This is a genomic window from Pseudomonas putida, from assembly GCF_050990305.1.
In the GTDB taxonomy this organism is placed as follows: Bacteria; Pseudomonadota; Gammaproteobacteria; order Pseudomonadales; family Pseudomonadaceae; genus Aquipseudomonas; species Aquipseudomonas putida_AH.
This window is the reverse complement of record NZ_CP158817.1, coordinates 720,267-745,926: the sequence shown is the minus strand read 5'-3', so window position 1 is coordinate 745,926 and position 25,660 is coordinate 720,267. Positions and strand designations below refer to the sequence as shown.

15 protein-coding genes, 2 rRNA genes and 1 pseudogene are annotated in these 25,660 nt (G+C 55.2%); 2 read left to right on the top strand and 16 right to left on the bottom strand.

All coding sequences use genetic code 11. From position 1 onward, the window contains the following. Position 1 precedes the first annotated feature (1 nt). Positions 2 to 1,528 carry a CoA-acylating methylmalonate-semialdehyde dehydrogenase gene (locus tag ABTV22_RS03325; RefSeq protein WP_433738551.1) on the bottom strand — a complete coding sequence of 509 codons (1,527 nt, stop codon included), beginning with the start codon at positions 1,526 to 1,528 and terminating at the stop codon, positions 2 to 4. Positions 1,529 to 1,691: 163 nt separating this feature from the next. On the opposite strand from ABTV22_RS03325, the gene ABTV22_RS03320 reads away from it, so the two are divergent. After that, entirely contained in the window at positions 1,692 to 2,639 is a 948-nt protein-coding gene (locus ABTV22_RS03320) for a LysR family transcriptional regulator (RefSeq protein WP_433738550.1), read from the top strand. Positions 2,640 to 2,917: 278 nt separating this feature from the next. On the opposite strand, the gene ABTV22_RS03315 is transcribed toward ABTV22_RS03320, so the two are convergent. The 9 genes from ABTV22_RS03315 to ABTV22_RS03275 form a co-directional block, all read right to left on the bottom strand. After that, a complete protein-coding gene (locus tag ABTV22_RS03315; protein WP_433738549.1) occupies positions 2,918 to 3,337 on the bottom strand; it encodes a response regulator in 420 nt (139 codons plus the stop codon). Positions 3,338 to 3,769: 432 nt separating this feature from the next. Continuing rightward, on the bottom strand, positions 3,770 to 3,988 hold the full coding sequence (locus ABTV22_RS03310; protein WP_433738548.1) for a hypothetical protein: 219 nt from the start codon (positions 3,986 to 3,988) through the stop codon (positions 3,770 to 3,772). A gap of 304 nt (positions 3,989 to 4,292) precedes the next feature. Further along, positions 4,293 to 4,853: a recombinase family protein gene (locus tag ABTV22_RS03305; RefSeq protein WP_433738547.1), complete on the bottom strand. Its 561-nt coding sequence runs from the start codon at positions 4,851 to 4,853 to the stop codon at positions 4,293 to 4,295. A 467-nt stretch (positions 4,854 to 5,320) separates the two neighbouring features. Further along, entirely contained in the window at positions 5,321 to 5,908 is a 588-nt protein-coding gene (locus tag ABTV22_RS03300; RefSeq protein WP_433738546.1) for a hypothetical protein, read from the bottom strand. Between the two features lie 116 nt (positions 5,909 to 6,024). Next, positions 6,025 to 6,306 (bottom strand): hypothetical protein, encoded by a 282-nt coding sequence (locus ABTV22_RS03295; RefSeq protein ID WP_433738545.1) that lies wholly within the window; start codon positions 6,304 to 6,306, stop codon positions 6,025 to 6,027. Positions 6,307 to 7,420: 1,114 nt separating this feature from the next. Continuing rightward, on the bottom strand, positions 7,421 to 8,860 hold the full coding sequence (locus tag ABTV22_RS03290) for a hypothetical protein (protein WP_433738544.1): 1,440 nt from the start codon (positions 8,858 to 8,860) through the stop codon (positions 7,421 to 7,423). 349 nt (positions 8,861 to 9,209) lie between these two features. Continuing rightward, complete coding sequence (locus ABTV22_RS03285) at positions 9,210 to 10,013, bottom strand: KilA-N domain-containing protein (RefSeq protein ID WP_433738543.1); 804 nt, start codon at positions 10,011 to 10,013, stop codon at positions 9,210 to 9,212. A gap of 55 nt (positions 10,014 to 10,068) precedes the next feature. Then, positions 10,069 to 10,203 (bottom strand): hypothetical protein, encoded by a 135-nt coding sequence (locus ABTV22_RS03280; RefSeq protein ID WP_433738542.1) that lies wholly within the window; start codon positions 10,201 to 10,203, stop codon positions 10,069 to 10,071. A gap of 102 nt (positions 10,204 to 10,305) precedes the next feature. Beyond that, positions 10,306 to 11,661, bottom strand: coding sequence for a tyrosine-type recombinase/integrase (locus ABTV22_RS03275; protein WP_433738541.1), 1,356 nt, complete (start codon positions 11,659 to 11,661; stop codon positions 10,306 to 10,308). A 43-nt stretch (positions 11,662 to 11,704) separates the two neighbouring features. Between ABTV22_RS03275 and ABTV22_RS03270 the strand changes: the two are divergent. Beyond that, positions 11,705 to 11,842, top strand: a pseudogene (locus ABTV22_RS03270) (LysR family transcriptional regulator); the annotation flags it as partial. A 26-nt stretch (positions 11,843 to 11,868) separates the two neighbouring features. On the opposite strand, the gene ABTV22_RS03265 reads toward ABTV22_RS03270, so the two are convergent. The 6 genes from ABTV22_RS03265 to ABTV22_RS03240 all read right to left on the bottom strand — a co-directional run bounded on the left by ABTV22_RS03265 (position 11,869) and on the right by ABTV22_RS03240 (position 25,485). After that, positions 11,869 to 12,579, bottom strand: a complete 711-nt coding sequence (locus tag ABTV22_RS03265; protein WP_433738540.1) for a CatB-related O-acetyltransferase — start codon at positions 12,577 to 12,579, stop codon at positions 11,869 to 11,871. 340 nt (positions 12,580 to 12,919) lie between these two features. Then, entirely contained in the window at positions 12,920 to 15,028 is a 2,109-nt protein-coding gene (recD, locus tag ABTV22_RS03260) for an exodeoxyribonuclease V subunit alpha (protein ID WP_433738539.1), read from the bottom strand. Then, on the bottom strand, positions 15,025 to 18,720 hold the full coding sequence (gene recB / locus ABTV22_RS03255) for an exodeoxyribonuclease V subunit beta (RefSeq protein ID WP_433738538.1): 3,696 nt from the start codon (positions 18,718 to 18,720) through the stop codon (positions 15,025 to 15,027). Before recB ends, recD begins: the two co-directional genes overlap by 4 nt. Next, positions 18,717 to 22,169 carry an exodeoxyribonuclease V subunit gamma gene (recC, locus tag ABTV22_RS03250; RefSeq protein WP_433738537.1) on the bottom strand — a complete coding sequence of 1,151 codons (3,453 nt, stop codon included), beginning with the start codon at positions 22,167 to 22,169 and terminating at the stop codon, positions 18,717 to 18,719. The genes recB and recC overlap by 4 nt, the downstream gene beginning before the upstream one ends. A gap of 155 nt (positions 22,170 to 22,324) precedes the next feature. Beyond that, positions 22,325 to 22,440 (bottom strand): 5S ribosomal RNA (gene rrf, locus ABTV22_RS03245). A gap of 153 nt (positions 22,441 to 22,593) precedes the next feature. Then, positions 22,594 to 25,485: ribosomal RNA gene (locus ABTV22_RS03240) — 23S ribosomal RNA — on the bottom strand. Between the last annotated feature and the right edge of the window lie 175 nt (positions 25,486 to 25,660).

Sequence of the window (25,660 nt, the reverse complement as noted above, 5' to 3'; positions counted from 1 at the left end):
CTTAACGCAAGTTAATGGTGGTGTTCACGCCGTCGTTGACGCTGTCATCGTCGAACCAGCGGCTGGTGACGGTCTTGGTCTGAGTGTAGAACTGCACCACTTGCTTGCCATACGGGCCGAGGTCGCCGAGCTTGGAACCACGGGAACCGGTGAAGCTGAAGAACGGGACCGGCACCGGAATCGGGATGTTGATGCCGACCTGGCCGACGTCGATTTCGTTCTGGAATTTGCGCGCCGCCGCACCGCTCTGGGTGAACAGGCCCGTGCCGTTGCCGAACGGGTTGGCGTTGACCAGCGCAATGGCCTCATCGAGGGTGGCGACTTCCAGCACCACCAGCACCGGGCCGAAGATTTCCTGGGTGTAGATCTGCATGTCGGTGGTCACGCCGGAGAACAGGGTCGGGCCGACAAAGTTGCCCTTCTCGTAACCGGGCACCGTGATGTCGCGACCGTCCAGCTCCAGCTTGGCGCCTTCCTTGATGCCGCTTTCGATCAGGTCGAGAATTCGCGCCTTGGCTTTCTTCGAGATCACCGGACCAACATCTGTACCCGGCTCGCTGCCCGCGTTCACTTTGAGTTGCTGCGCCAGCGCTTTCAGGTCCGGCAGCCACTGCTTGGCCGCGCCCACCAGTACCACCACGGAGGTGGCCATGCAACGCTGACCGGCCGCGCCAAAACCGGCACCCACCAGGGCATTCAGTGCTTGTTCGCGATTGGCGTCGGGCAGTACCACGGCGTGGTTCTTGGCGCCCATCATCGATTGCACGCGCTTGCCGTGTTTGCCAGCCAGGTCGTAGACGTGGGTACCGACGGCGGTCGAGCCAACAAAGGACACCGCCTTGATGTCTTTGTGGGTGCAGAGCGCATCCACCACGTCCTTGCCGCCGTGCACGACGTTGAGCACGCCGGCCGGAATACCCGCTTCGATAGCCAGTTCCACCAGCAGCATGGTCGACATCGGGTCCTGTTCGGACGGCTTGAGCACGAAGGTGTTACCGCAGGCGATGGCCATCGGGAACATCCACAGTGGAATCATCGCCGGGAAGTTGAACGGGGTGATACCGGCGCACACGCCAATCGGCTGGCGCAGGGTGTAGGTGTCGACGCCGCCGGCGACGTTCTCGGCGAACTCGCCCATTTGCAGGCTGCCGATGGAGCAAGCGTGCTCGACCACTTCCAGGCCACGGAAAATGTCGCCTTCAGCGTCGGCAATGGTCTTGCCTTGCTCGGCGCTCAATACCTGGGCGATACGCTTGGAATGCTGGCGAATCAGTTCCTGGAGCTTGAGCATGATGCGCATCCGCGCACCGATCGGGGTCAGTTTCCAGGTCTGGAAAGCGCGATGGGCCGCACTGATCGCTGCGTCGACTTCTTCAGCGGTAGCGAATGGCACTTTGGCCAGCACTTGCTGGGTGGCCGGGTTGACGATGTCGTGCCATTCGGTGGATTTGGATTCGACCCACTGGCCGTCGATCAACAGCTTGACCTTGTGCACGGTGGTTTCGTTGGGCGTAAGCGATGCGTTCATGTGGGTCTCCTGGGCATTATTCTTGTTGAAGAGCGCTATCAGGGAAGCCAAGGCGAGAAAGTCGCCTTGAGATGAGGCGTGTGCCGCAAATTGGTTATCGGGCTGTTTTTGGAGTATAGATGTGCAAACTTCTGATAAGAACGCACATAAAAGCCGGTTCAACATGCAAAAAAACATCACGTCACTGGGCTCGCTGAACTGGGATGACCTCAAGTTTTTCCTCGAAGTGGCCCGCACCCGCAAGGCCAGCACCGCCGCCAAGCGCCTGGCGGTGGACTACACCACCGTGTCGCGACGCATCAGTTCGCTGGAAGCGTCATTGGGCACATTGTTGTTCGAGAAGTCCCGGACCAACGGCTTTGTCCTGACATCCGAAGGCCAGCGGCTGTTGGGCTATGCCGAGTCGATCGAAAGCACGTTGCACATGGCCTGCGAGCAGGTGTCGGGCTCTGGCGTGGCGTTGTCCGGGCATGTGCGCATGGGCTGTACCGAGGGATTCGGCAGCTTCTTCATCACCCCACAACTGAGCCATTTCGTCGACGCCTATCCGGCGATCTCGGTGGACATTCTGCCCCTGCCGCACTTCATCAGCCTGTCCAAGCGTGAGGCCGACATCGTCATCGCCCTGGAGCGCCCGGAGCATGGGCCGTACGTCTGCTGCAAGCTCTGCGACTACCGCTTGCAGCTGTACGCAACCCAGCAATACCTGGACACCCACCCGCCCATCCGCCGCCCCGCGGATCTGGCTAACCATTCATTCATCAGTTATGTCGACGACCTGGCCTTCAGCTCGGAACTGCTGTACCTGGCCAACGTACTACCCGGCGCCAGTGCCAACCTGCGCAGTACCAGTGTGATCGCGCAGTTCGTGGCGGCGCAGCAAGGCCGATCACTGGCCATCCTGCCCTGCTTCCTCGCCGCACAGGACCCACGCTTGCTGCCGGTGTTGCCGGAGGAAATCAATATCACCCGACAGTTCTGGATGTACTGCCGCGAGGATCTGCGCAAGTTGAAACGGATCACCCTGTTGTGGGATTACATCCGTGAGGTGACGGAACTGAATGGGCCGTTGTTGATGGGTGAGTCACGGGAGTTGCGGTTTACGGATTGACAGAATTTCAAGGAATCAGGTGGTCGAATCGTAACGAGGTCAGCAACCCTTTTCCAACGATTTGTAACAGGAGTTGGTACTCAACTTGTAACACCTCGACGTCGACGCTCAGAGAAGCGGAGGCACCCATGGGGATGCGGACCGTATAGCTGATCTAAATGTGGGAAATCCCACAATTACTCCGCCGACGTCGGCCAACGCCTGATGATGAACAGTAGAGAAATTGCGAAATTGATTGGCGAACTCCGAAGCGAAATGAAATCCAGACAAACCGCTTTTCAGTAATCTCCGGGTTTCCGATCTGGATATTCGGGTTGAAGCAGCGTTGCTACCGCCGTCACCAAATCATCCATTGACCATGGCTTATGCAAACAGATTGTTGCGTCGGGCACAGTTGAGGGGGCGAGTTCGTAGCCAGATGTAAGAACGGCGGCGGTGGATGGCCATTTCATTTTTACTAACTTAATGAAATCCACACCCTTAAGCTGGTCAGGTAGGCCGTGATCAACGATCACCAGCGGGCAACCATCTGGCATTCCCAGTAAGTAGATCAAAGCATTGTCGGCAGACTGGAAATCCAAGGAGTGAAGTCCGATCTCGGCCAGAGTGTCCACCATCAACATCCTCTGCGTGGGATCGTTCTCGACAACGATGACCCATCCATCTAGCGGTAAGAGCTTTTCCCACTTTGCCTTCATGCTCGATCCTTATTCAGGTACTACCAAGGCATTGATTGCGGTTGTCTCAGTGTAGGCATTTTTCCGGAACTATCCCTGATTGCTGCCTTGGATAGATAGTCCCGACGCCGACACCATATTTGGGAACTCAGCACCGTATGCAAGGAAAGCTCCCCCGCTTTTGGGGAATTGTCGCAGGCAAGAAGCCTAGGCTTGACTGTGCCGGATGGCTGGCTTGGTTATTGCTCAGAAGCTCGTACTCAACGATTTGTTGATCGACTGGAGATTAGAGCCTTGTGGAAAAATCCTCTGCTTCTGGGCATCGCATGTGGAGTTACAATCCTTGCTGTTGGAATGATCGCGAGCTTTATCCTGCTCCAGTGGCTGCTGAGATAAACAATCCAAAAGGACACATCTAAGGAGCTTGAAGGCGGGGGGGAACTTGCCTATCAGCTAGGATTGCCGCAATCGCAAGATGGCTTCTGTTATAGCTTGTGCGTTCCTATCCAAAGTCTTCATGGCGGCTATGGCATTAGCTGCAACACTCTCAACACCGTTCTCTGAGAGCCACTTGGTCACTTCCTCTATGGCTGCCGCTAGACCGTGTTGGTTGTGGAGAAGCAAAGTCAGTGCGTCCGCTGTGGCGATGTTGGCTTCTGAGTTATTCGACATGGCTTCCGCCCTTGAGTGATGTTGCGAGAAGCCTAGATCAGTGCCTGCTGGCGGGAGACACTTTTCAAATCCGCCAAGACCTAGATTTTTCAAAACGCACACTTGCCCTGCCCAAATATCGCCTGTGAATCTGAGGCGAAAATATTATTGGGGGATATCTGGTGAAACGGTCGAAATCCTGCACAGGCGGGGTCGGTCCTTAACGCCACTTCCATACCACCTTGGTATCGACGCTAGATTTCCAGAAATATCACGGCCACGAAAAAGCCACCCGAAGGCGGCTAGTTGCACACTTGTGAAGTGTTTAGGCTTCAGCCTTCATTGCACGCTGAACAGTGCTCAAGCTCACACCTAGGTGCTCAGCTGCCTTACGGAACGACAGACCCTTAGTCTCGCTATCACCAGTTACAACGGCACGGATAGCAGCATCATCAACGGTCTTGGTCCGCCCCTTGTACACGCCCTTCTCCTTGGCCTTAGCGATGCCTTCCTTACGGCGCTCTGCAATGATTGCGCGTTCAAACTGTGCAACGGCACCCATCATCGACAACATCAGCTCTTGAGTGGGGTTGTCTTCCCCTGTGAACAGCAAGCCTTCCTTGTCGAAGTGGACGCAAATGTGCCGGTCGGTTAGGCCTTTAACCAGTTCAAGCAGATCCGCAAGAGAGCGAGCTAGGCGGTCAATCGAGTGGACGACGATAGTGTCACCCTCACGAACGTATTCAAGCATTGCTTGGAGCTGTGGGCGATCAAGGGTCGCGCCACTCATCTTTTCCGTGAACACTTTATCCAGAGCTACACCGTCAAGTTGACGGGCTGTGTTCTGGTCTACCGAACTCACGCGAATGTATCCGACTCGTGCCATCTTCCCTGCCCCCTGTATTCATTTGCTTCTAGATGCTGGAATAATGGCTGTATTCACAATAAAAATCAATTCTAATGAATACGGATTTTAAGGGGATTTGTATTCACCTGCCAGTGACCCCTAGGGTTTACCCCAATGAGTACAGGCTGGGGTGCTGGTAGCCCTCAAAACTGGGGCGTGGCACGTTGGGGGGCCAGCTCTGGGAATGAGACCCTATCGGATTTCCACCAATGGTGGAAAAGTCGCACTTCTATGTCCGCCAAGAAGAATAATTGCCGGAAATCTTGGCAACTCGAAAGAAACGAGCGATCTGCTTGACACTAATAGCAGGATACCCCCGGAAATAGGGGCTTTGGCGGGATGGAGATGGTGCAGGAGCTGTAACCGACAGCTGTAGGGGGATAGATACCCGAATAGCTTTACATTAGTTACTTGGCTGTCGCGACTTTCTTTGGCGAGTAAGCCTTTTACAGATCAGCCATCGCCCGTGCTTCTTCCGTCGCCTGATGCTCTGCTGCAACTTTGGTGGCAGCGTGGGTAGGCTTTGCGTGCATCGCCAGTAGATCCGCCATTGCTGTCTGCACCTCAGTTGCCTCCTGTTTCGCTGCTGCCTTGGCGACTTTGGCTGCTGCCTCTGCCTCGGTTGCACGCCGCTTGTTGAAGATCGTTTCTTCCAGCACCTGGGCGGTTTTGGTTTTGTTAAGTTCGAAGCGAGCCTGCTCGTACTCTTCGCGTGTTGTTTCAGCCAAGCTCAGAAGTTCAGCGGACACAATCTCTTCTGGCTTCCGCAGAATGGCCTTGAAGAATAGAGACTCAGCGTTAGCCTTAACGATGGAGTACCCTTGCCGGATAAGGTCCTGTAGCTCTATCAGAGCAAGTTCTAGCGGCATATATCGAACGAAGTCCACGTTAACTGCCTTGTCCTTGTGATGTAGCCCTTCAGACCATCGGTTATAGTGCCCAACATTCTTGCTCAGAAGTGCCTGATACTCGTCCTCATCATAAGGGTAGAATTCGACAACTGTTTCGCCGTAAGTGTGGTTTGTGCTAGTCATTGTAAGTTTCCTTTATTACTTGTTTGAACGATGTGCTTTCAAGGCCGCGATGAAGCGTTCCTTGGCGTTTTGATTGGCGGCGTGTGGGTTGGCATTGCGGGGTTTGTTGGCGGCCTTTACGGGCTGCTGAGAGCCTTTAGGGATTGCCCCCATGGGTGTACGGTAGCTTTAGCCTTCTTGGCGGTTTGGACGCGCGTTCTGTGCGATTCCAAGTCACTGATGGTGGCGACCATCCCGGCTGAAAATACTGCGTCTTCCAATGCCGACAAGTACGTCAATTCGTCCTGAGTTGCCGGGATATAATCCACTTTGTCGGATGCCGTTGGTTGCTCCAGAAAGTACGAGAGAATTGCCTGATTGGTCTTATCGACTTCAAGCCACACTGTCTTGTTATCCATCAGGCGGCTCCTTGTTCTGATTGGCTGGTGTTCACCTGCTCTTGGGCGATGAACTGTGCTTCTCGCTGTTCATGCGTGAACTTGTTGTTGGCTCTCCAAGTTTTAACTTGACAATGCCCCCCACAAAAACGGCTAAGGTTTGAACGGCTGAAAAAGTTTCGATTGCAGCACTCGCAGTTGTGCTTGCGTAATGGGCGTTGTGCCATAGTTTGTTACCTCTGAATGAATGTTGATTTTCCCGAGGGAATAAAAAACCCGTTCTCAGAGCGAGGTTACGGGTGTGGGGGTACTACTAGTTGCACTCGTTATGGGCAAGTGCGGCATTGCTCTGTTGCAGGGCGAATTAGTGGCCAGTTTCGTTGCACCTCTGGCCGAGGCTTTACATTGAAGGATTTTGAAATCTCGAAAAGTCTAAGCCTGTCTTTGGCAACTATTTACCGATCATTCTGCTTCGGAATCGGGAACGAAGTTTTGCATCATGGTTCGGAAAGGAATGGTCCAAACTATGATATAGCAGGGGGAGGGTTGTTTTGAGTATTGCGAGAGAGTGGGTAAGTTGTTACTACCACTAAGAGAATATTAACACACCTTGTTCTAAAGTCAATACATGCATGCAAAATAAGTTGATTTTATTTTGCTCTTGCGGGTGAGTTTTGGCTCCCGCTTAGTTGTAGTTGATCCACTGCTCATTATGTTATTGGGTTTACACTTAGTTATCTCGGCGGCAGATGGACATCCTGATGTTTACGCCCGGTAGAGTAAACTCAAGCAGGAGTAATGTGTGGCGTTCCGCCACGGAGCAACATACTTTATGCCTCTCGGCATGGTACAAGCGAAGAGCAGGGTGGTGCAGCACCACTCCACCCAACTAGTAGAAGTTGTTACCTTGACAAGTTAATTGTGACGTTTACGTCACGCAGGAATCCTCTATTCAGTACTTTTGTTAGTTAATAACTGTAGAAGTTTAAGAGGGGAAGGATAGGGGGCACCCTTCCCGCTCTTGCTGTTAATTGTGCGGATAGCGCTGGTGCCTTCAGGCACAGGTTGTTACGATGAATAGGGTGTAACCTTTCCTAAGAAGTCTTTTAGGATAGGTTACACCCTGTCGGGAAAATCAGGCCGCTTTGTGCATCTTCTTCATCTTCGTTATTTTCGGGCGTGAAACTCCAGTTTCTCGATGGATCTGAGAGATTGAAGTGCCGAGCGATATCAGGCGTTTAACTTCTTCTTCGATCTTCTCGTCCAGCTTCCTGCTATCTCGCTTGATCGGCATCGTACTTGCAAGTGACCAGTCAACCGTTGCATCTGGGAAGTACGTCGATACCAAGTAATCAACAACTCGGTAATCCTGAACGTAAAACTTGATGTTTTTTGTGTTGTGGTGACACCGAATAGCCGTGCGTGCCACTGCTTGCAAAGTTGGTTCCAGAAGCCTGTTTGTCACAAACGATTCTTCAAAATTAATCCCGTATTTTGCCTCCAGATACTCTAGTCCCTTTCCATCAGATGGACTGGGGTTTCCGCCAAACAACACAGCGGCTTCTGTTGCTTCGGTATAACTGTTTAGGCCACGGCAGTCTTTGTCGACGTATATAGCACCAGGTGTAGTCTTGAATCCGGCCCATTTGTTTGAAAAAAGAAGTGGGGTGCTTTCTGCACGCTCCAGTACGTTCGCGAGAGCGATATCAATTAGGCGCGAATTTCCATGTAGGGTGGTCATCATCCGCCAACTGAATTTCTGGCCCCTCGGCACCACTGGGTAAATGGTGACATGGTTGCTACTAGGGCGCCATTCAGGGGTGAATTCTGAGTTTTTAAACCGAAAGCCATGTACCTGTGCGAATGTTTCGAATTCGCTGCTCTTGATGCTCGCCGCAAGTACATGGACCTCAGATGCTGAAGAGATTATATCCCACCAGTCTGTAAACTCCTCGACTGCACGTACATGCCGTTTGCCATGAGGCGTCGGTTGATCGATAAATACTTCAACCTTTGATAACAACAGACGGAATATGTGGGCTGCTGATTTCCCTAGTGTCGAGCAGTCAACTCCTCTTGAGTCACTCCGGTGCGTCCCGACTTGCTCTATCAGAACGCTCTCCTGTTCTTCAGGAATCTGCAACTTACCTTCACTTTCCTCTGTGTATTGAAGAACACGCTTCAGTTCAACTGGGTTTAAGGCGTAGTCTGGGTAATCTACTACCTTAGGAAGTTCATCAAGCACCAAAATCCAACCATGGAGTAACTGCGGACTGACTCGGCGTATCGACTCCTGCGTGCAGATAATGAACGTACCTACCTTGTCCGCAAGAGCGTTCTCCAGAGAACTGACTACAACTTCGCCAGAGCGGTGGTCAATTGGGCAACACGTGATTCCCTTGCTAGTTGCCCGGCGGGCTATTTCGTCACTCAACACCAACGTTGGTAACGCAAGGACTAGCCGTTTGCCTGCACTTATTAATGCGGGAAGCTTGGACAATAGGGCTTCTGTCTTACCAGCACCTGGTGCGGCAATGGCAGTGTAGATTGGTTTGATTCGTTCGATGCGGTTCATAATGATCTTCCATGAGTTAGTTAATTCGCAACTCCTCAATGTGTCCCGGTTATTTAAGTTGGGAGCTCTAAACCCTTATTGCAGACAGCACGAAACTCGCTTTGCTCAGCGGCCTATTGGCTTGAACATGCGAGGTTGTTGTCAGGTAGGGGAGGTGTTGCGGGTGTTACGATTGCCAGCCGCTGTGGCTGGGAAGCGAATAATACCAACTTTTAATAAGCCGTCAAGATCGAATCCATATCCAAATAATGGGCGATTGTCAACTCAACCAATTGCACTCTCAAGGGCTTTGCTCCCCGGAGCAAGGAAATGCCCCGGTTTGTATTCAACGGCATCGCGGTACATGAAGTTATGCTGCCTTAGAGCGGCTGCCCTTCACTTTCTTGCGAATATAGTCTGGGGCCTTAAGCTCTACATAAGCCTTGGCTTTCTTTGTGAACCTGATGGCCTCAGAGAACCCAAAGATCGACTCTTCTTCTTGGATATAGCAGTAACCATTATCGACTGCCTTGGCGGTCGGGAGTGGATTCCGTTCCCATCGATTTGCACGCAACCAACCGATATCACGTAGCCAAAGCTTAATGGTCCGTTGATTCAGGTTCAGTGCCGTACAGAACTCTTGGAACTTGTACAGGCCGTCCGCACCAATGAACCTGTCGAACACCGCTGCCTTTGATGCTGACTTCTGAACTTCCTGTTCAAGTCGTGCATTCTCTTCCACCAGAGTTTGTGCCTGGGTCATCAACGCCGAAATATATTTCAGCGGGTTATCCAGCAAATCCTGTGCAGAACTCTCATGGACAGCTACACCATCCGTTACCATTCGGTCGTAGGCCTCAATCACCTTCAGGTGGTATGCAGGACTAATCCACATCGCATATGCGTAAACGAGGGACTTAACGGCGTAGGTGCCACCAGTTCGCCCGCGTTTGGCCTCCACCGGATTAATTGTGCTTTTAAGCACAATTTCCTCCAGAAGCTCATGAAAGACATCGTGTCGCATCCATTGAGCCGGTGCCTTCGCAACCTCGCCGCCACTCGCCTTGTGGACATCGTTCAAGCAGTACCGACCTTCACTATCTTGGCGAACGGTGATGCCATCGATTACAACTTCTTTCGTCTGGTAGTCAGACATTTTTGCAACGTTACTCATATCTCCCCTTGCCCTCCATGGGCTAGTGAGGCGCCTGCGAACAGGCGCCAATTCCTTACTGAGCTTCCTGCTCTTCCAAGTACTGCTGCATTGCTGCTTGGTACTCTTCCATTTCTTTCTCTTCGCATTCAGCCCGGTAGGCCGCGTACTTCGGCAGACGCTCAAGCAACTCATCCGCGTGGAAGTACAAGTCCTTGCCGTTGTCCAGGATCGCGACAAACTCTTCGTCCGTCAGGAAGCCTTTGTAAGTTCGCCAAAAAGGGAGGCGCCAGAATAGCCCCCAACAACACAGTCACTGATCACCGCCAACGAACACCTTTATAAGCATCTTCGCAACGGTCTCAACGGGCACCCCTGAACCGTAGACATCAAAAGTAATCGTGCCCGATGCATGCCCCATGACGGCCTGAGCGTAAGCCGTAGGAACCCCTTTGGCCTGCATCAAAGACGCCAATGAATGCCGCAGGGAATGAAACACTAGACCGGGACCGTAGGAGTCACCAAGAGCCTCAGGGATCGCTTGTCGGTTCACCCAATCACCCACTGTCTTGTAGCCAATCTGTGCCAACGCCTCCGACTTACTGAGTCTGCACGCCTCGACGTATCTCAAGAACGCTGCAAGGTCAAAACCATAGGCACCGTCGGTCAACGGCACCAATCGTTCACTACGCTTGTTCTTGATTGACTTCCCCTCTCCGGCTTCATTGATGTGAATGGCTGTGATGCCGGATGCGAGGGTCTGAACGTCGCTCGTGGTTAGCTGAGAGATTTCGTTAAGACGACCTCCAGTGATAGCTCCAAGGCTTAGCAGCCAACGCTTCCATGAGGTCTCAGGCAGCGTATTGGAGTAAGCGACCAGCTTCCCTACCTGAACCTGCGTGAACGCCTTACGACTCGATTCAACGCCCTTTGTAAGCTTCAGTTTCTTGTCGTAGGACTTGGGTATGTGACCATTTTCAACCGACCATGCAAGGACAGCAGATAGCTTCACGATCAGCTTATTGACGGTCGAAGGCATGCGGCCATCTGAAAGGCGATCACGCAAAGCCACGAGGTCGGCCCGTGAGTGCGTCCGCATGTCCAGCTCACCGAGAGCCGCAGAGATTGTTCCGTGGCAAATCTTGGTTTCCTTCAGAGTCGATTCCTTCTGGTCCTTCCCACGGTCAGCCAAGTAAAGAGTTGAAAGGGCCTCGAAGGTCACAGCAGGCGTGATTACAGATAAGGACACCGGAACGTCCGCTACTGACTTCATGGACCGCGTAGAGCCGTCTACAGAGCCTGAGTGGCCATCATGCAATCCGCCCCACATCTGCGTAACGTTGCCATCACGTCCAGCCTCAAACAGCTCCACTGAGACAACACGGAAATGTTCCTTCAGCTTGCTCCACGATGCATCCGGGTTATCCAAATGGAACGTCCTGACGCACCCTGCAAGGCGTTCTGAAGCGTCCAGTGCGTCCCGCCTGTTGCTGGTCTGGAGGGAAACCGAAGCGAACGCAGTGGTGCTCCCCGTGGCCCTGAGACGCATGTAGTAAATCCCGTTGCGTCTGAAGTGGTACGGCTTGGCGAGTCTTGTCGTCGGCTTCACTGGAAAGGCGAGGTTTGTAACAGTGTTTGTAACAGCTGATCGAACTTCGAGGATGCTCATAGCGGTTAGCCCCTGTATTCATTGGGTTAACCTGAGTTCCTTGAGGTTCTGGATGTACTGCCGCGAGGACCTGCGCAAGCTCAAGCGGATCACCCTGTTGTGGGATTACATCCGTGAGGTGACGGAACTGAATGGGCCGTTGTTGATGGGTGAGTCACGGGAGTTGCGGTTTACCGATTGAGTGCTGAGAGCATTCAGGAGGCAATATCAGCCAAGCATCACACGACAACCTTTGCGACTGACTTCCAGCCGCTTGTAGCTCGCCAGATTGTCGTCACGTGTATCCATCAGATGAGGTAGAACGGTCTCGGGCTCATCGAGTTGCAAGGTCTGGAGAAAGTCGACATCACACTCCCACCACTTGCTGTTCAACAAGCTGTCTGCGAGTTCGGGAGGATGACGGTACCTGATCACTTTCGTCGGGAATCCCGCGACGATGGCGTAGGGAGGTACATCGTGAAGTACCACGGCACGCGTGGCGATGATGGCGCCAGTGCCCACCGTGACCCCTTCCATGATCATCGCGCCGTGCCCGATCCACACATCATCACCGATGGTGACATCGGCGATTTTCGGCTCGAAGGATAATGGGGCATTGGTGAATTGAAAGGGGTGAGAACTCACCCAATCCGAAGGGTGAGTGTTTTTGTCCTGGCCGATATAACAGTTTCTACCGATGGAACAGAATCGCCCTATCGAAGACACAGCCGAAAGTACGCAATTGCTTCGGATGTAGGTATGAGCACCAATGCTCAGTTGTTTGGCGTCGATGACGACGTTTCCAAGCAATACGTTCTCTTCAAGTATCAGCCTGGTTTTCGCACCAAGGGACGACACGCCTCCAGCGAACTTGCAGTTGTGCTGGCGAAGCCAATTTTTCCAGTAATGGTCCCGAAGTTTTTTTATTATTTTTTTCATCTGCAAATCGTCGCCTTCTGCCTATCTACGAGGGCGCACACGCCCAAGCCTTGAATAGGGTTGAACCAGACTGAATGCCTGGAGAGGCCGACGAAATTACCGGGTTCAGGTTACAGATGATGCCGCCAAAATGTTTCTCGATTATTCAGCGCTCTCCACGATCGAGGAAGCGGAGTCATTGAACGCCACGGGCGCCTCGCTGCAGATAACTGAGAAAATGCCGTTGTAGGAGCGAGATTGCTCGCGATGGACTCAAAAACACCGCGTTTTTCCAACAAACACGCGTAAACGTTCACGACCATCGCGAGCAGGCTCGCTCCTACAGTTACAGGCGCGTGTTTTAATCGGACGTATCCACTCCTTCCTTGAGCTCCAGCATCAACCCGCTCAAGCGCTTGACCTTGCGTCTCACCGCCTCTTCGAACACGCCGTTACGCGGCTCGATCAGCGTGAACCAGTCCTTGGCCCGGGTGATTCCGGTGTAGATCAATTCCTTGGTCAGCACCGGATTCAAGGCATCCGGCAGAATCAGTGCGGTATGGGCAAATTCCGAGCCTTGGGATTTGTGCACCGTCATCGCGTAAACGGTTTCGACATCATTGAGCCGGCTCGGCAGAACGAAACGCACCCCGCCCTGCCCGTCATTGCGCGGGAACGCCACGCGCAACACCTGTTTGCCCGCGTCAGGCCCATCATGTTCGGGCAATTTAAGCGCGATGCCGATATCGCCGTTCATCAAGCCCAGTCCGTAATCATTGCGCGTCATCAACACGGGCCGCCCTTCATACCACTGCTGGTCATTGTCGATCAGCCGAGCCTTGAGCAAGGCCTCAGTCACGCGCAGATTCAGTCCTTCCACGCCCCAGGGCCCTTTGCGGACCGCGCACAGCAACTGGAAGGCATCGAAGGCTTGCAAGACTTGTCGAGCCCACGCCATCCAGCGTGAATCATCCAGCGGAATGTCGAGCGCTGGCCGCTGGTTACGCAGCAGGCTCAAGTAATGCCGATAGCCCTGCGGCCCCTCGCCATGACCTTCAAGCAGCAAGCGCTCCAGCGTCCGATCCTGTTCATTTTTGAGGGACACACAAAACACATCGTCGTGGCTTCGAGCCGCCAGCAACTTGCGCGCCTCTTCTGGCTGCTGCTGGTTGACCCAACGGGCCAATTGGCCAATACCGCTGCCCTCACCGAACCGCCGCGAGTGGCGCAACATCACCACCTGCTGAGCCAACGGATGCGTGCCCTGGATGTCCTCCTGCAACCCGCTGGCCTCCAGGTTTTCACCACTGACCGTCTCGAGCCACTGGCGTGTTTGCGGGCTGTACCAACCTGCCTCCGCATCGCGGCACAAATCGCCAAGCACCGCCCCCGCTTCCACCGAGGCCAACTGGTCCTTGTCACCCAGCAACACCAGGCGCGCATGGGTCGGCAGTGCATCCAGCAGGTTGGCCATCATTTCCAGGTCGATCATCGACGCTTCGTCCACCACCAACACATCCAGCGGCAGGCGATTGCCCGCATGGTGCCGAAAATGTCGCGTGCCAGGCCGGCTGCCGAGCAGACGGTGAACAGTGGTGACATCCGACGGAATTTTGCTGCGTATGTCTTCGGTGACTTTCAGCGTTCGAACTTGCTGACTGATGGACTCGGTCAACCGCGCTGCAGCCTTGCCGGTCGGTGCGGCCAGACGGATGCGCAGTGGCTTGCCCGCTTCCACCGCCGGCGCCTGGAGCAAGGCCAGCAAGCGCACCACCGTGGTGGTCTTACCGGTGCCCGGACCACCGGTGACGATACTGAAGGCGCTTCGAGTCGCGAGGGCGCAGGCCAGTTTCTGCCAATCGATGACTTCACCGGCCCTGGCCGAACCGAACAAACCGGTCAGGCGTTGAAGCAAGTCACTCGGCGTTTCTTCCTGTTGCGCCAAGCGTTGGCGCAACGAGTTGTCGATACGCCGTTCGTACGCCCAATAGCGACGCAAATACAGGCGCTTGCCCGACAACACCAAGGGCCGCTGCTGCACCGACTCACGCGCGTCAGCCGCCAACGCGACCAAGCTGCCGGCTGCCAGGACCTTGCACCAGTGGGCACCGTCCAGGGACTCCAGCAGCTGTGAGGGCAGCAGCATTGCCCCTCCGTGCACGTCGCCTTCCGGTGGCAGCGACAGGGCGAAGTCCGGTTCCTTCAATGTCTCGAACAGATCCAGGCAGACATGCCCATGGCCCAATTGGTGGCTGGTCAACGCTGCCGCGAGCAGTATCAGCGGATCATCGTCCGGCGCCAGTTCATGAAGAAAGCCGACGAAGGCTTTGTCCAGCGCACGCAACCAGCCGCGCTCGACCCAGCGTGTCAGCAATACCAGCAAGTCGTCGGCGCGATTCAATGGATCGAGGTCTGCCAGACTTTCAGCGGCCAGCGAGGTGGGCAGCAGATCGACGAAGGTCCGGCTCATAGCAATACTCCTTGTTCCCACGCCGGTTCGGCTTTTGGTTCTGCCTTGCCCTGAAACAGTCGGTCCAGCCGCTCGATCAGCTCTTTGGGCGGACGGGTAAAATACACGCCCTGGCTGGGGGCTCGCGTACCGCGCAGGAACAGATACACCGCACCACCCACATGCCGGTCGTAGTCATAGTCGGCCAGCCGAGCCTTGAGCTGCCGATGCAGGGCCAGCAGGTACAAGACGTATTGCAGGTCATAACGGTTGTCGAGGATCGACTGCTCCATGGCTTGTTCGGTGTAGGCCGAATCATCAAGGCCAAGCCAGTTGGATTTGTAGTCAGCGACGTAGTAGCGGCCGTCGTGCTCGAACGTCAGGTCGATGAAGCCCTTGAACATGCCATTGAGCAATACTGGCTCGGCGGCCACGCGGGCCACACCGTTGTGGGTGTATTGGCGCACCAGCGCATCGAGCTTGAGCACATCGACCTTATGGCTGGCGAACCAGAACTCCATTTCGACCTGGTATTGAGTCAGTTGCTCGAACACCACCGGGGCCTGCTCCGCCCCCACTGGCAGTGGTGACTTGAGCAGATGCTGCAGCCAGTCGCTGAGCGTGGTGATCCAGCCTTCCCAGCCTCGACGATTGCAGCGACGGGCGATGGCGTCCTCCACGGTTTGTGGCGTGACGGAAAAACCTTCGTCACCCGCCCACTCAAGCAAGCCATGGAGAAAGGTGCCCGGATTCGGGCCACGAGGGAACCGATGGATATCGGCCCCGCCGGCGATCATCTCGCGGGGTGCCTGTGGATCGAGACGTTCATCATCGAAGAGTTTCTGTGCCTGAGGACTTTCCGGCGCTTGATCACTGCCGATGCTCAGCACATCACTCAGGCGCAAGGCGCTGTAAGATGCGATCCACCAGTGCTCGCTGGCCTTGCGCTTGGGAACCAACGGGGCACGCAACGCCGCTTCGTTCTGCGGTGGATGGTAATGCTCAGCGGTGGCTTCAGGCATTTCACTGCAACCCAGCGCGGGGCAGTTCTGCTGCAAGTCTTGCAGCCAACGTTTCAACCCGGCCGACTCCGTCAAGGCCGCACCACCGCCCAACAGATACCCCAGCGCCGAGAGGTGCAGCACCGAGCTGTTGTTATTGCCGCGTTTGAGGTCAGTCACCCCCAGCCAGCAGGCGTGCTGGGCGCGGGTCAGGGCCACATAAAGCAAGCGCAGGTCTTCCGCCAGACGCTCATCGTCAGCCAGGGCGATCAACTCAGCGGTGGGGTTCAAGGTCACTTGGGCCTTGCCGTTTGCGTCGTGGTAATGCAGTGGCAAGCGACTGCCATCTACCGGCTTCGCCGAACAAATGAATGGCAGGAACACCAGCGGGTATTCCAACCCTTTGGATTTGTGGATGGTCACCACCTTGACCAGTTGCTCGTCGCTTTCCAGACGCAGGATTTGTTCTTCACCGGCCTGGCCCGACAGCGCCAGATGCTCGGACAAATGACGAATCAGAGCCTGCTCGCCATCCAGTTCGGCGGCCGCCTGTTGCAGCAACTCGCACAGGTGCAAGAGGTTGGTCAGTACCCGTTCGCCATCGCTGCGTGCCATCAATGCCTGAGGCAACTGGAAGTCATGCAGCAAGCACCGCAACATGGGCAACACACCCTGCTTGCGCCAGATCTCGCGATAGCGGCGGAACTGCATGACCCGCGCTTCCCAGGCCAGTTCGTCCTGATTGAGCCGCTCCAGCTCCGCCAACGACAGGTTCAGCGTGATGCAGGCCAGCGCAGCCCGCAGGGGGCGCTCGACATCCGGCTCGGCACAGGCCTTGAGCCAGGTCAGCACGTCGTGCGCTTCCTGGGCGGCGAACACCGAATCCTTGTCCGACAGATAAACGCTGCGCACACCACGGGCAGCGAGCTCGGCACGCACAGCCTGGGCCTCCTTGCCATCACGGACCAGGATCGCGATATCCGCCGGCAACAGGCCTTTGAAGTCTTTGCCGTCCTGGAAGAACCCCGCACGACCTTGTTGGCCACCGTTGAGCAGAGTGGTGATTTGACTCGCACAGGCAGCGGCCAGTTGTTGTCGATACACCGCACCGGACAACGGCTGCTCGGCTGAAAATTGCCAGATGTTCAGCGCGGGGACCGCCTGACCATCAATGTGCAAAACTTCTTTGCGGCCTTGGGACTCGACGGGCAAAAACGGAACCGGGTTATCGCCATTGCTTTCGCGAAACAGGAAGGCGCCGCGTCCGGCCTCACGGGTTTCGGCACGGTCAAAGACATGGTTCACGGCGCTGACCATGCCATGACTCGAGCGGAAGTTGGTACCCAGCGTATGCAAGCGCCCAGAGGTCGCCTGGCGCGCGCGCAGATAGGTATAGATGTCGGCACCGCGGAAAGCGTAGATCGCTTGTTTCGGGTCGCCGATCAGGAACAGGCCACTTTCAGGATTGTTCTCCTCGATGCGATAAATGCTCTCGAAAATCCGGTACTGCACCGGGTCCGTATCCTGGAACTCGTCGATCAACGCCACCGGAAATTGTTCGCGGATCAGAGTCGCCAGACGCTCTCCGCCCTCGGCTTGCAAGGCAGCATCGAGGCGTAGCAGCATGTCATCGAAACCCATTTCCGCGCGGCGACGTTTTTCCTCCTCGAAACGTGCACCGACCCAGTGGGCGGCGTGTTGCAGCACCGCCGCATCGGGTGTCGGCAAGCTATCCAGACAGGCTTTCAGAGCGGGCATTGCCTCAAGCCCCGGATGATGAGGGACCTCGCCCTTCTTCCAGGCTTCAGCCATGCCGTCGGGCGTGAGGCGTGTGAAGCCGGTGCCGATGTCCAGTTGCTCAAGGGTTTCATCCTCGGCCCAGGCCTTGATCTTCTCGAACCAGGGTTCGAAGTAACGCGCCTGCATCTTGCGACCGTCGACGCTCTTGCTGGCGACACCCTCATGACAGATGGCGAGCAACTCGTCCGCCCATTGTCGCCACGGCTGCTTGAGTTCCAACAAGGCGGCTCGCCGTTCCTGCAAACACTCAGCGATCAGCTCGGCAGGTTCTTTACCCTGATCGACATTGTCCCGCTCGCTGGTAAACAGGCCTCGAACCCGAGGCAACAAGGCCGCCGGTCCACCCCAGTTGTTGCGCACCCAGTTCAGTGCATCGCCTTGCATCGGGTAACAGAACAACCGCCAGTAATCGCGCAGGACTTCACCGAGCAAATCGCTGTGGTCGGTTTCCAGTGTCTGGGTGAATAGACTGCCACTGTCGAAGGCGTGCTCGCGCAACATGCGCTGGCACCAACTGTGAATCGTCGAGACGGCCGCCTCGTCCATCCATTGCGCAGCGATGTCCAGGCGATTGGCACAGCCGGCCCATTGCCCGGGCTGGTACTGTTCGCGCAGTTCGGCGATCAGTCCGTCAGGGGCCGGTGTTTCGTCGCGAAAAAAACGGGCGGCTTCGGCCAGGCGAGTGCGAATACGCTCGCGCAGTTCTTTGGTGGCGGCATCAGTGAAGGTCACCACAAGGATTTGCGGAGGCAACAATTCACGACCGAATCCACTTTCCTCTGCGCCATGGCCGAGGACCAGGCGCAGGTACAGGGCAGAGATGGTGAACGTCTTGCCGGTCCCGGCACTGGCTTCGATCAGTTGACTTCCGCGCAGCGGGAATGCCAGCGCCAAAGGTGTCTTGGTGGTCATGGGCGCGCCTCCTCGCTGGACATCGAACGCCAGGGGGCATCAAGTAATGGTTTGTATAGAGCATTGCACCAATCGACGAATGTCTCGTCGGCGACCAACGCATCGAAGTCGGCAAACTGGCGGGCCAACGCCACGCTTTCGCGTCGCTCACCGTCAGTGGTCAATCCGTCACCTTCATAGGCCTTACGAGCAGCCGCCTCGGCTTTGACCGGTTCAGCCTGACCAAGCCAGGCGAAAGCTGTCTTGACCGCAATCGGCAGTGGCTGACGCATGCCCGATTGCCAGGCCAGCAACAGGTCACCCAGCAGTCGATTGGCTGATTCAGCTTCCATTGGCGCGAGCATCAGACTGTCGTCACTGGCCACCAACGCAGTGGTCATCGTCAGCCCGCTGGCGCATGCGATCAGATGATTGACCCAAGGCCGCGTCAGGCGATGCCATTTGCGCGACTTGATCGAACCAATGCTGTTGGGAATCGTAGTGATGGACAGCAACCCACCGTCGGCACGTTGATGCAGGCCACTGAGCCAGCCTTCAACTCGCAGGTCATGCAACTGCAGATTGACCGGCAAGGCGCTGGTCAATGGCGTTGGCCACAGAGCCAGAAGTTGCTGATAGCGTTGCAGCAGATCCGGCAACGGCTCGATCAGTTCTCGCTGCAGGCATTCGCCAAATCCGGCCATGGGCAACAGCCCACTGTTTTGCAGGCGTCGGGCTTGGGCTTCAAGTGCCTGGTCAGGGTTCTGCGCATCCGCCAGTGCCGCTTCCAGCAAACTGTCGCTGAGGCCATAGCGTTGCAGAGCATCGAGTACAAAGGGTTCCTCGTCCGCCAAAGGCACTTCGGCTGCCTCGAAGAACACCTTCAACCGCTGACTGAAGAAATGTCGCACCGGGTTACGCAGGAAGTCCTGGAGTTGGCCAAGACTCAGCGGCTCTTCCTGAACGTGGGGATTAAGGATTGCGTCTTCCGTGTTTTTTTGAGGGGTCTGGTGAAGCACTTGCCATTCGTTGGCGTAGCTGAACACGTCATCGCCTTCATGGAAATAACGGGCGCTGAAGGGCTGCAGCGGGTGTTCCTGAGTGATGGTTTCGAGCAGATCCGCACCGGCCTCGCTCGATTGCCAGCCACTGGCCAAATGGTCACGGAGCTGGCCAATCAAGACCGACGCCGGACGCTCACTGTTATCGCGAATGCTGCGACCCACCCAGCTGATATAGAGCTGATCTCGGGCCGATAGCAGCGCTTCGAGCAACAGGTAGCGGTCATCTTCGCGTCGTGAACGATCCCCGGGGCGGTAGTCACTGCCCATCAGGTCGAAGTCCAGCGGTGGTTGCGCTCGCGGATAGTCGCCGTCGTTCATGCCCAGCAAGCACACCAGCTTGAAGGGAATCGCACGCATCGGCATCAAGGTGCAGAAGTTCACCGAACCGGCGAGAAAGCGTTGGGACAACCGCCCCTGATCGAGACCGGCGAGCCAGGCTTCACGGACTACGGTCAGCGGCAGTTCTTCTTCCAGACCGACCGATTCACAATTCTCGAGCCAGGTTTCGCGCAACGTTTCCAGTTGAGTCAGCAGGAAGTCGTCATGTTCGTTGCTGGCCTGGAAGAACAGTGAAACCAGTGCCTGCAAGCGCACGCTCCATTGTTGCGGCGATGCCGGCTGCGTGAGCTCGTGATGGGCAATTTCCAACGCATCCAGCAGTGCAACCAACGGACCTATGAGCGCAGCATCCAGGCCACCGATTTCATCGTAGGGCTCGATACCGCCACAAGCCTCGCCACTGCCAACGGCATAGCCAAGCAGCATTCGCCGCAGGCCGAAACGCCAACTGTTTTGTTCCAGCGCCTGCGGTAAACCAAGGCCGGCACGCTGCTCGGCATTCATGCCCCAGCGGATGCCTGCGCCCTCGATCCAGCGATGAAGGGTCGGCAGGTCTCGCTCCTCGACACCAAAGCGCTCACGCAGTGCCGGAACGTCCAGCAGATCAAGGATTTCGCTGACAGGGAAGCGACTGTCGGGAAGCTTGAGCAGGTGCTCGACCGCGATCAGGAGCGGATCACGTCCCCGCTGCCCCTGATCGGCGAGTGTAAAGGGGATAAAGCGCGGATCGTGACGTTCGAGCTGGCCGAACACGGCCCGAATATGCGGTGCGTAACTGTCGATATCCGGGACCATGACAATCACATCGCGAGGACGTAATTGTGGGTCGGCACTGAAGCGCGCGAGCAACTGATCGTGAAGGATCTCAACTTCGCGCTGAGCACTGTGAGCGATGTGAAAGCGGATCGATTGATCTTTCTGTGGATCTACTGCTGGCCAACGTTCGCGAGTTTCGTTCAATGGCCGAAGCTCAAGAATGTCATCCTGCAATTGATTGAGCATGTTCAGCGGCACGCTGTCACTGAACAAATCGATGCGACCGTCGCGAAACGCCGAACGATAGCTGTTCGGATCGTCGTAGCTGTCGAGCAGGTTAATGTAGTCGCGGCCCTGCTTGCCCCATGCTGCCAGCAGTGGATGAGCGTGTTGATGCAGGGTTTGCGGGTCGAGTACAACCGGCATCCCGCTCTTGCGAGCCTGTCGTTTGTATTGATGCCGCAGGAGGTCTTTATCGGCGACGATGTCTGCCCAATGATGACGACACGGATTGTGCACGCACAGCAGCACCTGGCTGAATCGAGCCAGTCCGGCCAAGGCTTCCAGCGCTTGAGCTGGCAAGGAGGAGATCCCGAAGACAATGACTCGGGAGGGTAATCCAGCGGGTGCGGTGTTGAGACCGTTGATGCGTTCGATGAACCGCTGATGAACCCCGGCACGGCTCTGCGCCATACCACCTTCACCGACATCCAGCAGTAGCGCACGCCACAATTCCGCCTGCCAGCAGTTGGCTGGAGACAGCGGCTTGGGCTCACCTCTAACGCTGCGCAGCTGATGACGACCTTGTGCCCAGTCTTCGAGCCAATCCGCGCGGTAGACCTGATATTGGTCGAACAAATCGGCCAGCCGCTCTGCCAATTGATAGCGTTTTCGCAGGTCAGTGTCATTGGTGAGGAAGCGTTGCAGGGGCTCAAAGTGCGGTTGATTGATCAATTGTGGAAGCAGGCGCATCAGACGCCAGGTCAGCGGGGCTTTATCGAGCAGGGAGTTCACAGGGATTTCATCGCGCCCCAGCACCATGCGATAGAGCTGCCACATGAAACTGCCAGGCAATTGCACGTCGATGGCCGCGGCGATTCCGCAACCGCCCATGTCGTCATCTTCAGCGTCTTCGGCTAACGCCAACTTGAGCCATTGTGCAATGCCGTTGCTCTGCACCAACGCTATCTCATTCTCCAGGGGAGACAGCGGGTAGCGCCGCATCCAACTGACCACCAGGCTGCGCAATTCGTCCAGGCGGTTGCCGTGAACCACCATAAAACCAGCGCTGAGGGACGTCGCGTCCGGCATAAAGGCTTCCTTGGAAAATACGAAATCTAGGGCCGAACCTTAGCATTCTCGGGAGACTGTGACAGCGGGGACCTGCCAGGAGTTGCTGGCTGAACTTTCCTGCGGGCAAAACAAAACCCCTACCTGCATACGCAGATAGGGGTTTCGGAATTTAATCTTGACGATGACCTACTCTCACATGGGGAAACCCCACACTACCATCGGCGATGCATCGTTTCACTTCTGAGTTCGGGATGGGATCAGGTGGTTCCAATGCTCTATGGTCGTCAAGAAATTCTTGAGCCGGGCCGTCTTGCGACGTTCCAGCGAATTGGGTATGTGACAGCTTTCGGTGATTTGCGAGTTACGCGAACTTTCGGTTCATTGCGTCTTCACACACCGCAATCTGATGCTCTTTCGAGTAGTCAAATTGCTTGGGTGTTATATGGTCAAGCCTCACGGGCAATTAGTATTGGTTAGCTCAACGCCTCACAGCGCTTACACACCCAACCTATCAACGTCGTAGTCTTCGACGGCCCTTCAGGGAACTCAAGGTTCCAGTGAGATCTCATCTTGAGGCAAGTTTCCCGCTTAGATGCTTTCAGCGGTTATCTTTTCCGAACATAGCTACCCGGCAATGCCACTGGCGTGACAACCGGAACACCAGAGGTTCGTCCACTCCGGTCCTCTCGTACTAGGAGCAGCCCCTCTCAAATCTCAAACGTCCACGGCAGATAGGGACCGAACTGTCTCACGACGTTCTAAACCCAGCTCGCGTACCACTTTAAATGGCGAACAGCCATACCCTTGGGACCGGCTTCAGCCCCAGGATGTGATGAGCCGACATCGAGGTGCCAAACACCGCCGTCGATATGAACTCTTGGGCGGTATCAGCCTGTTATCCCCGGAGTACCTTTTATCCGTTGAGCGATGGCCCTTCCATACAGAACCACCGGATCACTAAGACCTACTTTCGTACCTGCTCGACGTGTCTGTCTCGCAGTCAAGCGCGCTTTTGCCTTTATACTCTACGACCGATTTCCGACCGGTCTGAGCGCACCTTCGTACTCCTCCGTTACTCTTTAGGAGGAGACCGCCCCAGTCAAACTACCCACCATACACTGTCCTCGATCCGGATAACGGACCTGAGTTAGAACCTCAAAGTTGCCAGGGTGGTATTTCAAGGATGGCTCCACGCAGACTGGCGTCCACGCTTCAAAGCCTCCCACCTATCCTACACAAGCAAATTCAAAGTCCAGTGCAAAGCTATAGTAAAGGTTCACGGGGTCTTTCCGTCTAGCCGCGGATACACTGCATCTTCACAGCGATTTCAATTTCACTGAGTCTCGGGTGGAGACAGCGCCGCCATCGTTACGCCATTCGTGCAGGTCGGAACTTACCCGACAAGGAATTTCGCTACCTTAGGACCGTTATAGTTACGGCCGCCGTTTACCGGGGCTTCGATCAAGAGCTTCGCGTTAGCTAACCCCATCAATTAACCTTCCGGCACCGGGCAGGCGTCACACCCTATACGTCCACTTTCGTGTTTGCAGAGTGCTGTGTTTTTAATAAACAGTCGCAGCGGCCTGGTATCTTCGACCGGCGTGAGCTTACGCAGCAAGTGCTTCACCCTCACCGGCGCACCTTCTCCCGAAGTTACGGTGCCATTTTGCCTAGTTCCTTCACCCGAGTTCTCTCAAGCGCCTTGGTATTCTCTACCCAACCACCTGTGTCGGTTTGGGGTACGGTTCCCGGTTATCTGAAGCTTAGAAGCTTTTCTTGGAAGCATGGCATCAACCACTTCGTCACCCAAAGGGTAACTCGTCATCAGCTCTCGGCCTTAGAATCCCGGATTTACCTAAGATTCCAGCCTACCACCTTAAACTTGGACAACCAACGCCAAGCTGGCCTAGCCTTCTCCGTCCCTCCATCGCAATAACCGGAAGTACAGGAATATTAACCTGTTTTCCATCGACTACGCTTTTCAGCCTCGCCTTAGGGACCGACTAACCCTGCGTCGATTAACGTTGCGCAGGAAACCTTGGTCTTTCGGCGTGGGTGTTTTTCACACCCATTGTCGTTACTCATGTCAGCATTCGCACTTCTGATACCTCCAGCAAGCTTCTCAACTCACCTTCACAGGCTTACAGAACGCTCCTCTACCGCATCACCTAAGTGATACCCGTAGCTTCGGTGTATGGTTTGAGCCCCGTTACATCTTCCGCGCAGGCCGACTCGACTAGTGAGCTATTACGCTTTCTTTAAAGGGTGGCTGCTTCTAAGCCAACCTCCTAGCTGTCTAAGCCTTCCCACATCGTTTCCCACTTAACCATAACTTTGGGACCTTAGCTGACGGTCTGGGTTGTTTCCCTTTTCACGACGGACGTTAGCACCCGCCGTGTGTCTCCCATGCTCGGCACTTGTAGGTATTCGGAGTTTGCATCGGTTTGGTAAGTCGGGATGACCCCCTAGCCGAAACAGTGCTCTACCCCCTACAGTGATACATGAGGCGCTACCTAAATAGCTTTCGAGGAGAACCAGCTATCTCCGAGCTTGATTAGCCTTTCACTCCGATCCACAGGTCATCCGCTAACTTTTCAACGGTAGTCGGTTCGGTCCTCCAGTCAGTGTTACCTAACCTTCAACCTGCCCATGGATAGATCGCCCGGTTTCGGGTCTATTCCCAGCGACTAGACGCCCTATTAAGACTCGCTTTCGCTACGCCTCCCCTATTCGGTTAAGCTCGCCACTGAAAATAAGTCGCTGACCCATTATACAAAAGGTACGCAGTCACAGAACAAAGTCTGCTCCCACTGCTTGTACGCATACGGTTTCAGGATCTATTTCACTCCCCTCTCCGGGGTTCTTTTCGCCTTTCCCTCACGGTACTAGTTCACTATCGGTCAGTCAGTAGTATTTAGCCTTGGAGGATGGTCCCCCCATATTCAGACAAAGTTTCTCGTGCTCCGTCCTACTCGATTTCATGACTAAGAGATTTTCGCGTACAGGGCTATCACCCACTATGGCCGCACTTTCCAGAGCGTTCCGCTAATCTCAAAGCCACTTAAGGGCTAGTCCCCGTTCGCTCGCCACTACTAAGGGAATCTCGGTTGATTTCTTTTCCTCAGGGTACTTAGATGTTTCAGTTCCCCTGGTTCGCCTCTTGCACCTATGTATTCAGTACAAGATAACCATCTTATGATGGCTGGGTTCCCCCATTCAGACATCTCCGGATCAAAGTCTGTTTGCCGACTCCCCGAAGCTTTTCGCAGGCTACCACGTCTTTCATCGCCTCTGACTGCCAAGGCATCCACCGTATGCGCTTCTTCACTTGACCATATAACCCCAAGCAATCTGGTTATACTATGAAGACGACATTCGCCGAAAATTCGCAAAACTCTTAAGAGTCACTCACAAATTTTACCTTAGCCTGAACATACACCAGTGAAAGTGCTGTTCAGTCTATCTTTCTATCACATACCCAAATTTTTAAAGAACGATCTAGTCAAAGA